Annotated in this window: 10 protein-coding genes; 7 read left to right on the top strand and 3 right to left on the bottom strand. The window is 65.6% G+C overall.

What is annotated here, in order from left to right:
- Window positions 1-803 precede the first annotated feature (803 nt).
- Together ABTZ58_RS39455 and ABTZ58_RS39450 are read left to right on the top strand one after the other, a co-directional pair.
- On the top strand, window positions 804-1,040 hold the full coding sequence (locus ABTZ58_RS39455) for a DUF397 domain-containing protein (protein ID WP_351368151.1): 237 nt from the start codon (window positions 804-806) through the stop codon (window positions 1,038-1,040).
- Between the two features lie 94 nt (window positions 1,041-1,134).
- Window positions 1,135-2,076 (top strand): helix-turn-helix domain-containing protein, encoded by a 942-nt coding sequence (locus tag ABTZ58_RS39450; RefSeq protein ID WP_351368148.1) that lies wholly within the window; start codon window positions 1,135-1,137, stop codon window positions 2,074-2,076.
- Here ABTZ58_RS39450 and ABTZ58_RS39445 read toward each other — a convergent pair whose 3' ends face one another.
- The 3 genes from ABTZ58_RS39445 to ABTZ58_RS39435 form a co-directional block, all read right to left on the bottom strand.
- Window positions 2,077-2,865 carry an SAM-dependent methyltransferase gene (locus ABTZ58_RS39445; protein WP_351368157.1) on the bottom strand — a complete coding sequence of 263 codons (789 nt, stop codon included), beginning with the start codon at window positions 2,863-2,865 and terminating at the stop codon, window positions 2,077-2,079.
- Window positions 2,866-3,760: 895 nt separating this feature from the next.
- A complete protein-coding gene (locus tag ABTZ58_RS39440; protein ID WP_351368145.1) occupies window positions 3,761-3,949 on the bottom strand; it encodes a hypothetical protein in 189 nt (62 codons plus the stop codon).
- Window positions 3,950-4,683: 734 nt separating this feature from the next.
- Window positions 4,684-4,899 carry a hypothetical protein gene (locus ABTZ58_RS39435; protein ID WP_351368142.1) on the bottom strand — a complete coding sequence of 72 codons (216 nt, stop codon included), beginning with the start codon at window positions 4,897-4,899 and terminating at the stop codon, window positions 4,684-4,686.
- 766 nt (window positions 4,900-5,665) lie between these two features.
- On the opposite strand from ABTZ58_RS39435, the gene ABTZ58_RS39430 reads away from it, so the two are divergent.
- The 5 genes from ABTZ58_RS39430 to ABTZ58_RS39410 form a co-directional block, all read left to right on the top strand.
- Window positions 5,666-5,968: a hypothetical protein gene (locus tag ABTZ58_RS39430; protein WP_351368139.1), complete on the top strand. Its 303-nt coding sequence runs from the start codon at window positions 5,666-5,668 to the stop codon at window positions 5,966-5,968.
- Between the two features lie 30 nt (window positions 5,969-5,998).
- Entirely contained in the window at window positions 5,999-6,316 is a 318-nt protein-coding gene (locus tag ABTZ58_RS39425; protein WP_351368136.1) for a hypothetical protein, read from the top strand.
- 37 nt (window positions 6,317-6,353) lie between these two features.
- On the top strand, window positions 6,354-6,698 hold the full coding sequence (locus tag ABTZ58_RS39420; RefSeq protein ID WP_351368133.1) for a hypothetical protein: 345 nt from the start codon (window positions 6,354-6,356) through the stop codon (window positions 6,696-6,698).
- Window positions 6,699-6,822: 124 nt separating this feature from the next.
- Window positions 6,823-7,512 (top strand): hypothetical protein, encoded by a 690-nt coding sequence (locus tag ABTZ58_RS39415; RefSeq protein ID WP_351368130.1) that lies wholly within the window; start codon window positions 6,823-6,825, stop codon window positions 7,510-7,512.
- Window positions 7,513-8,010: 498 nt separating this feature from the next.
- A partial coding sequence (locus ABTZ58_RS39410) for a replication-relaxation family protein (protein ID WP_351368154.1) occupies window positions 8,011-8,417 on the top strand: 407 nt, incomplete at its 3' end.

Here is an 8,417-nt window from a genome sequence, read left to right as displayed (position 1 = left end):
GTCTCGGCCGGTGAGCGGCGGCTGAGCAGTGTGGCGGTGTTCGGCGTACCGGTGAACCAGGCCGTCCTCACCAAGGCGCTACCGGAACTCGCCCCAATCACGGAAGCACTCGAATGCCCGCGGTTCGTGCTCTTGGACGAGTGCCCCAGCAACTTCCGAGAGCTGGTTCCTGGCACGCTGCCACACCGAGCTGCTCGCCGCAGGGGTTCGTGGAGTGGTGTCCTTCGCCGACCCCGTCCCCCGGCGCACCGCCTCCGGTAATTTGATCATGCCGGGACATTGCGGCCGAATCTAGCTGGCTTATGCGGGTGCGGACATGTTCGTCGAGGGGGTGTAGTTGTTGTCCGGCTGTGTCTGACGGGGTGATGCGGCGTTCTTGGGCAGGGAGCAACTTGGCTCAACGGTGACAGTGGGTTAGGGGCGACGCTCGCTCGATGGTCTCTGTGGCGCTTCTGGCGTGAGGATGGTTTGGGGCACCGGGTGCCGATCTCTTGGCTCCAAGGTGCCGCGTGGCCAAGAGCTGGGGCACGCCACCCCACGCCACGGGTTCGGCTCCGGCCAATTTCTGTCCTGCCTCAAGATCGCTGCCAGTAGCCTGCCGTCTGTCGTACAAGCGTTTTCCGGTGGTGGGATAGCGCTCTTTCGGGGGACGCCGTTGAGAGATCAACACAGCTATGCTTCCGGCACGTGTTCACCGCTCCGTGAAAATTTCATGCATGCGTGCAACCGGGGCTGGCTGGGCAAGGGAAGAGGCCGGTGCTGGCAGGGTCGGTGCTGGTCAGGTGCGAAGGGCAGGTGCGGAAATGATCTCGTTCACCAACGGCGTGCAGGCCACCCACATCACCGGGGCGCAGTGGGTGAAGGCAATGGCGAGTGACGCGCTCAACGAGTGTGTCGAGCTTGCACGGGTCAACGAAAACGAAGTCGCGGTTCGCAACTCGCGCTTCCCTGATGGCCCCGCCCTGGTTTTCACGCAGGCGGAGTTCGCCGCCTTCCTCGACGGCGCGTGCAGGGGTGAGTTCGACAGCATGACTGTCTGAAACGCCTCGGCAACGGCTTGCATGCAGCCGACCGCCTGTAGATCCTGAGCGGGCAACGCGAGGACGCGTTGCCCGTTTGCAAGGAGAGGTACCGGTGCCGGGGAATGTTCTGGCCCTGGTGGGCGGTCACGAGCCGCCCACCACTCCCAATGCCGCCGCGCGTCTGGTCCGCAATTATCTGCGGTACCTGCGCAAGGAGGTCGGCCTGCGGCAGAGCGATGTTGTTGGCAAGGTGTCGGGCATCGGGTCGACCGCGACCCTGTGCCGGTACGAGACCGAGCCCAAAAGAAGGCTGGACGAACACACCGTCGTCGCTCTCTGCCAGTTCTACGGGGCTGCCCCGGCAGCGATCGAAGAAGTTGTCCTGCTGGTACGGCAGTCGCTGCAGCAGGCCTGGTGGTCGAGCTACTCGGACGTGGTCGGCGACGTCCTCGCGCGCGTTTTCGCGACGGAGGCCATCTCCAAAGGCATCCACTGCTACCAGGAGTTCAACGTCCCTGGCATGCTGCAGACGGCCTCCTACACGAAGGCGCTCATGCAGGACTTCTACCGGCTGCCGGCGGACGAGGCGACACGCCGGAAGAACGAGGAGCTGATGAATCGGCGCCTGGAAGTGCGCCGAAGGCGTCAGAACCTCCTCGACCAGCCGGACGCTCCCTACTTCCAAGCGCTGATCGCTGAGAGCGTCCTGGCCAAGCGCACGGGCGGCCGGGCCGTGATGCGCGAGCAATTGCGGCACCTGTTTAATCTGGCTGAGAACAAGCCCAACGTACACATCCGGATCCTTCCCAACTCGGCGCAGGAAGAGGGAGGCGCCCGCCACCCGTCCATGACGCTCTTCAAGCCCTACGACGGAGAAGAAGGCCAGCTACTGTACCTGGAGAACACTAATCGGGGCGGCGAGTACGTGGTGGACCCCGGTGAGGTTGAGCCATTCCAAGCGTGCATGGACGACCTGTGGACACGCACGGGAGAGAAGGACGAGACGCTGCAGTTGCTGCAGACGTACATCGACAGGCTGGCAGACGCCCGCTAGTCACCGGACGCGCGCGACGGCTCCGTACTCGATCCACTCCTGCGTGCGCTGTCGGGGGGCTAGATCACTGTCCGGGTTCCAGCGTGACACCTCCACCGGTTCGATTCCCTCCACGAGTTCCAGTCCCTCGAAGAAGCGGTTGACCTCGCTGATAGACCGCACCCGACCCCAGTTGTTGTTGGTGGCGCGTGCCATGAAGTCGGTGATGGCGGCGCGCAGTTCCGCGTCGTCAGAGGCTAGTTGCGAGATGACCATGTAGCTGCCTGCCGGCAGTCTGCTCGCTACCTCACTGACCAGAGCCCATGGGTCGTCCCTGTCCGGGATGCAGTGCAGCACTGACACGAACAGCGCAGCAACCGGCTGAGCGTCGCCTAGTAGCCACTTGACCTCTGCGCTCGCGAAGATGCCGTCCGTGTCCCGCATGTCCGCCTGCAGTACGGCCGTAGTACTGGGGTCTTCGGCCAGCATCATCCGCCCGTGAGCCAGGACGACGGGGTCGTTGTCGATGTAGACGACCTTGCAGGCAGGATCAATTTCTTGTGCCACCTGGTGCACGTTCGGACGCGTCGGGAGTCCGGAGCCGTGGTCGAGGAACCGTCTCACTCCGCACTCGGCCGCCAGGTAGCGCACGGCCCGCACGAGGAACGCCCGGTTGACCAGGGCCAGCTCCTTCGTGCTGGGCGCCATCTGCAGCAGTTCGTCACACGCGTCTCGGTCGACCTGGTAATTATCGGTGCCGCCGAGCAGAAAATCGTACATTCGAGCAACACTGGGCCTGCTGAGGTCAATAATGAGCCGCTCCCCACACTCATGCCCGCATGACCCGATGGGGGCATGCGAACCCCAACGGAAGAAGCCCATGCTAGAAGCGCTCAGCAGGTGTAATCCACCTGCGTCCACCTTCGAGGGAACACTTTTCGACGCGGACCGATGGCCTCAGCTTTCCCGCCCGCCCCGGCGCCCCTCCTGCGAGCCGCTCAGGTACCGGCCTCTGGCATATTCAGATCAGCCCTGTGCTGTCATCTTGTGCAGCGCTCGCTGGCTGAGCAGGGCGAACAGCGCGCCGTCCAGCCCCATGGCCTCCCCACCCTCATCCATGGTCAGGCCCAGTTTGTGACGCAGTAGCCATGCGTCTGCTTCACGACGTTCAAGAAGGCGGTACAGCCGGCGCACGGACGCGGTACGACGCGTACTCGCGCAATCCACGAGACACTCCCAAGCCATGACAACCGAGGACGGGCTACTCAAAACGGTCTGCCAATGCAGACCCAAGTCCCGCAAGGCCGCAGCCGCAACCGCCGCCCCCACTGCGGCGGAGCCAGCACACGCAGCGCCGTAGCGCCAGTAGACCGGCCAGTACCTCCGACAGAACACCTCATACGTCACTGGCAGACCTGATGCGGCGACACTCGCGCAAAAATCTGCACTCCCCGAGGTGCGCGGGCGAGGTCGACCTGAGAAGGCCGGCGCCATGCTCTGTGACGTTCGCACCTTTACTGCCTTCCTGGCTGCGGCGTACTCACTTCGACGGAAGCCCGAGCGGCCCCGCCCCGGCCTGTACGCAACGGCGCAGCGGCCCGCGGCGATGGGACCTTCGTCTGCGGCGCGCAGAGAGACGACTGCCTGGCCGGGGATGCCTGCGTCTCCCCGGGAGGCGCAGGCATCAGCCGGTGAACCGCGCCGGTCAGCTCCTGCGGACCTTCAGGTAGGTGACCGTGCTGCGATCGGCCAGCACGGTCGCAGTCAGCAGCCAAAGCAACTGCGTCGGCACCTCCGCCAGATGCCACGCAGACAGCGGGGCGATGCCGGTCACCAAGGGGAAACTCAGGCGCAGCGTGACGAAGAAGACGCCGGCGGGAGCGGTTTGGACCACGGTAGACAGCGGAATGCTAGTCTCGGAGAGTGAAGGAAGAAGGCGTTCCAATTTCCTTCGCACGTGCTTAATCAATTCTCGTGCTCCTAGGTTCGTGGGTTGAAGCAGGCACGGAACTAAGGGCTTCGAGGCCGACGGCAAATCGCTCGAAGCCCTTCTCCTTGCCTATGCTCGAACACTAGGGCCAAGCAGCGCCCGAAGCATCCGCCGGCAAAACCTGAAAACGGAGCCCGGAACTCCTCTATGGCCGCTCAGTAGCGGCGCACTCCGGTCACGATTGATCAGGCTTGTAACCGGTTCGATCCGGGATTGTCTGGCGATGCCCTGCAAGATCCTGATACACCTGAAAACGTGAATGCCTACCTGGGGTTGTGAGTCACTCGCACGAGTGAATCTCATTGTCCGACCGTCGCACCGGTGAAAGCGTTCAGGCATGACTCGACTTCTAGCCGGGGCATGCCCTGGAGAGACGACCTCCAGTAGGCAGCTGTCCACTGCGGTGGCCCAGCCATGTGCTGCGCCGCCTTGCGGCTGTAGCGATCCCTGCATTCTTGGCGGGTGGCGCACTCGAAGGGGATGTCGATCGATCCGTCCGTCTCGCCATCGGTGTCGTCCGGCGACGGGTCCGGAGGGATGCAGTAGCCGGTTGCCGGGATCCCGTCTTTTACCACCTGGGCGACGACAGCGGCCATGTATGGCTCGGCCGCAGCCGCCACGCCACATGGACGGCCGCCTCACTCCTCGCCACGGGACCGCTCCAGGTACCGGTCCGCCTCGGCCAGAACGAGGTGGCCCTTGTCGCCGTACAGGGCCACCAGCAGGACAGCGACGGCTACGGCGTCACTGATCTTGTGCTCCAGGCCCGAAACGCTATCTGGGGCGAAGACCCACTCCTGTACTTCTGCGGTGGCCCTACCCCAAGGGCTGGCAGTGGCCAGGGCCCCGAACACCTGCTCATCGCCGATGTCGACGATCGCGGGCGGCAGGGGTGCGCTGATACGTGCGGACCACTCCTCGGGACTGACCGGCGGCTTGCTGCCCTTCCCTTCCTTGAAGCGCTCCTGCCATTCGACGACGTGGTCGTAGGTGAGGAACTCATGCTCGGTATCGAGTTAGGGCATCGATGGCAAAGCCTGCTCGACCAGCTTGCTGGTAACAGCTGCATCCACGAACACTCGGTGGTTTCCCTTCCGGCGCCGCCCTCTTGGTGCGGCCCGTAAGCCTTCAACATTGAGCAGTGCATCACCCGGAGAAGCAGCGCCAGGTCGCCCCTCCCGGTCTGGTCCGGCGTAGGCGACCGGCACCGTTCGGCTGGCGTACTGCGTTCGGTCGATCCAGCCGCTCGACTGTAGGCGGTCAGGTGCTGGAGGCGTCTTGGTTGTCTTGGCGAGGCCGGAGCGGGCGCGGGACTAGGTAAGTCGCTCGAGGTCCCAGGCCATACGGAAGCGCTCGATCATCAGGCGGGCACTTCCGGGTGAAATGGCCATCTCAAGGCGAATGGTTGCAAGGACGTCCAGGTCGCCGTCAGGGTGCCCGAATTCCTGCTGCTGCTGAGCGCGCTCCGTAAAGTCCGGGTGCGCGAAGACCTCCAGCAGCGTCAGGGCGAAGAGCGCATAGGTGGCTATCTCTTCCCAGTCGCCGGGGGCGGTATCGGTGTCCGTCGACTGAGGCAGTCCCGTGTCGGGAGCGGCTAGTCCGCTGTAAGCCCTCGAGGCCGTGCTCTTCGGCTACATCGACGTGGCGGGCGAGGTTGCTGACAACGTGCAAGGTGTGCAGCCTCGAGCCCATGTCTGGGTTGTGCGCGAGCTCACCGTGCAGGACGCGGAACGAGGAGAGAGCCTGTTCGATCTCTTCGAGGAGAAGCCAACCCGCGAGGGAGGTGAGGTGCAGGTCTCCAGTGCGGTGCCGGAGCTCGACGAGCTTGCGCGTGTAGCGGATGAGGTCTCGCGGTATCCCGCCGGCGAGTGCGTGAACGAGTGCCACGAACGGGTCGGTGAACCCGGGCACGCGTTGCTGTAGCAGCTGCAGCCGGCGTACGGCTCGCTGTGCATGTTCGTCTCTAAGCGGGACCTGCTGGCCATCGCCCGCCGGCCCCGGCTCGCCGTGCTGTATGCCGAGGTCGAATCCGCCCGCGGCGACAGCTTTCGCCCCGACTGGCGCATCGCCGACCTGATCGAGGCCAGCCGCCAGCCCGGCGCTCCCTACCCCGGTATCGTCCTGCCGGACGACGGCCCCGACATGGACCTGCTGGAGCGGCAGATCCGGACCGCCCTGCTACAGCCGGCGCGCAAGGCCGTCCACCTGGCGGCCCACCCGCGTTCCTGCCCAGCCTGCGGAGGCTGCAACGCAGGCCCCACCACCCGCTGACTGTCCATTCCCGTTCCTTGAGGGAGGCATACTGACCATGATGACGACCAGCACCCAGCGCCTGTTGGAGCTGTCCGCAGCCGCACCGGCCGCCGACGGCGAGGACCTCCTGGACCTGCTGCGCGAAGGCAACGTGCTCTACCACCAGGGCCTGCATGAAACCCACCGGGCGACCACGACCCGCCTGCAGGGAATGTCCACCGCCGACCTCGCAACCGCGGCCGACGCAGCCAACGTCCCCTACGACGCCTCACGGGACCGCGAAGAGATGGTGCTCCTCCTCGCCCTGGCCGAATGGGACATGACCCCCGCGGCACTCGCCTACTCCGCCATGGTGGAAGACGCCGCCCGCCGAGGAATCAGCCTCCTCCCCGAGGCGTGAGCACCGGCATTCCTGGTGGCCCGGAAGAGGGGCGTCGAGCTAGACATCCGATTCAAGCTTGGGCCATTATGCGTGTTGCGGGTCGGGGAGGCCGGCTCGCAACACACGAGGGGACGTCCACACTATGGCCCGCTCCGCACGGCGCGTCGTCGAGGCCGCGGACATCGCCGCGAAGTACGGGCTTACCCCTGCGCGCATCAGTTCGCTGTATCTCGATCGGGAGACCACCGGGTTCCCGGATGTCGTCGGCCACCGCGGCCGTGCCCGGCAGTGGGACGAGGCGGACGTGGACAAGTGGTTCGCTCAACGCAAAGCGTCTCGCCTGCAGGAGCACAAGCCCCCGAAGCTCGACCCGGACCAGCTGCTCACCAGCGCTGAGGCCTCGAGGTTCCTCGGCTACAAGAACCCTCAGCAGGTCAACCACTACCTGCGAGATCACCCCGGCTACTTCCCCGAACCCGACGTCGTTGAGGAACTCGGCACCGCTGAGAGGCCCTACCAGCGACGCAGGTGGCGCGTGCAGACCCTGCTGGACTGGAAGGCCACTCGTCCCGGCATCGGCAGACGCAAAGTGATCGGGCGTCCGACGCGGCCGCTGCCGGATGTCCCCGTCGACGGAGATCCCGACGAGCTGCTGGGAGCAACACAAGCCGCTGCCCTGCTCGGCTTCAAGAGCATCACCTCTTTCAGCAGCAGCCTCGCCCAGGGCAACCTGCCGTTGCTGAAGACGGTGGATGCGGTCACCGCCAGTGGCGGGAAGCGCCGGTGGACGCGCCGGCGCATCCTCGAGCAGAAGGCTGCGCGTAACAGGTAGCACCCGGTGGTGGCCACGAGCCCACCGCCCCGACAGACGCGGTATCCGGTTATGGGTTGTTGATCCCCCGCGGGCCGGAACCACAGGCGATGGCCGGCATGGCGTAGCTCGCCACTACGCCCCGCGGCAGCCCATGCTGCTGCGGACCGGCCATCGTCCACGTTCCAAAGCCTTCAGAGTCGTCCCGTGATCGAGGTTGCAGCCCCTGCGATGCGATCCTCGCGATGCTCCATGCGCGCCCGATACTCGGGAACCGACCACGGCGCCGAGCAGCAGGATGTCTCCCAGTCGTGACCGTGGTCGGGCCTTGATGGTCGGTGGTCTGGTTGTGGTGCCTGGGTCTTCTGATCGGTACCTGAAGCCGTCGGTTGAACGGCCCGCGTTTGGTCGGGCCCACATAGCGCGTGTTGAGAAGGAAGCCTCATGTCCCGCTGCCCTGCAGCAACACACGATCCCCATCCGTCTCCCAGCCCCGTCGAGGCCTTGAGCCACCAGCTCATGACGGCTCTCGCCCAGCACCGCATCGCCACCACCGGCCAACTGCGCCGGATGCTGCGCCCAGACGGCACACGGCAGCTGATCTCCCGCGCCCTGAACAAGCTGCGCTCCGACGGCCTCGTCGACTACACGGTGCTGCCGAGCTCGGACCGCGCCCGAGCCTGGTACCTCACCCCCGACGGGGCGCGGCTGACCCGGGACCTGCCCGTCCTGCGAGGCCGACCGCCGTACCCCATCACCTCCACGACCGCGGCCTCGTTGAAGACGGCGCACACCCTGACCGTGGTGCGCGCCCATCTGACGTTCGCGGCCGATGCCCGCCGGCTCGGGCACGAGCACGGCCCCTGGGACTGGACACCGGAGGTGTCACACGCCATCGGCGAAGGTGAGCGGGTGGTCGCCGACGC

Origin of the sequence: Streptomyces sp. NPDC094143 (assembly GCF_040303825.1) — a bacterium.
In the GTDB taxonomy this organism is placed as follows: domain Bacteria; phylum Actinomycetota; class Actinomycetes; order Streptomycetales; family Streptomycetaceae; genus Streptomyces.
Note: the sequence above shows the minus strand (reverse complement) of the source record. Positions and strands in the feature narration are given on the sequence as shown.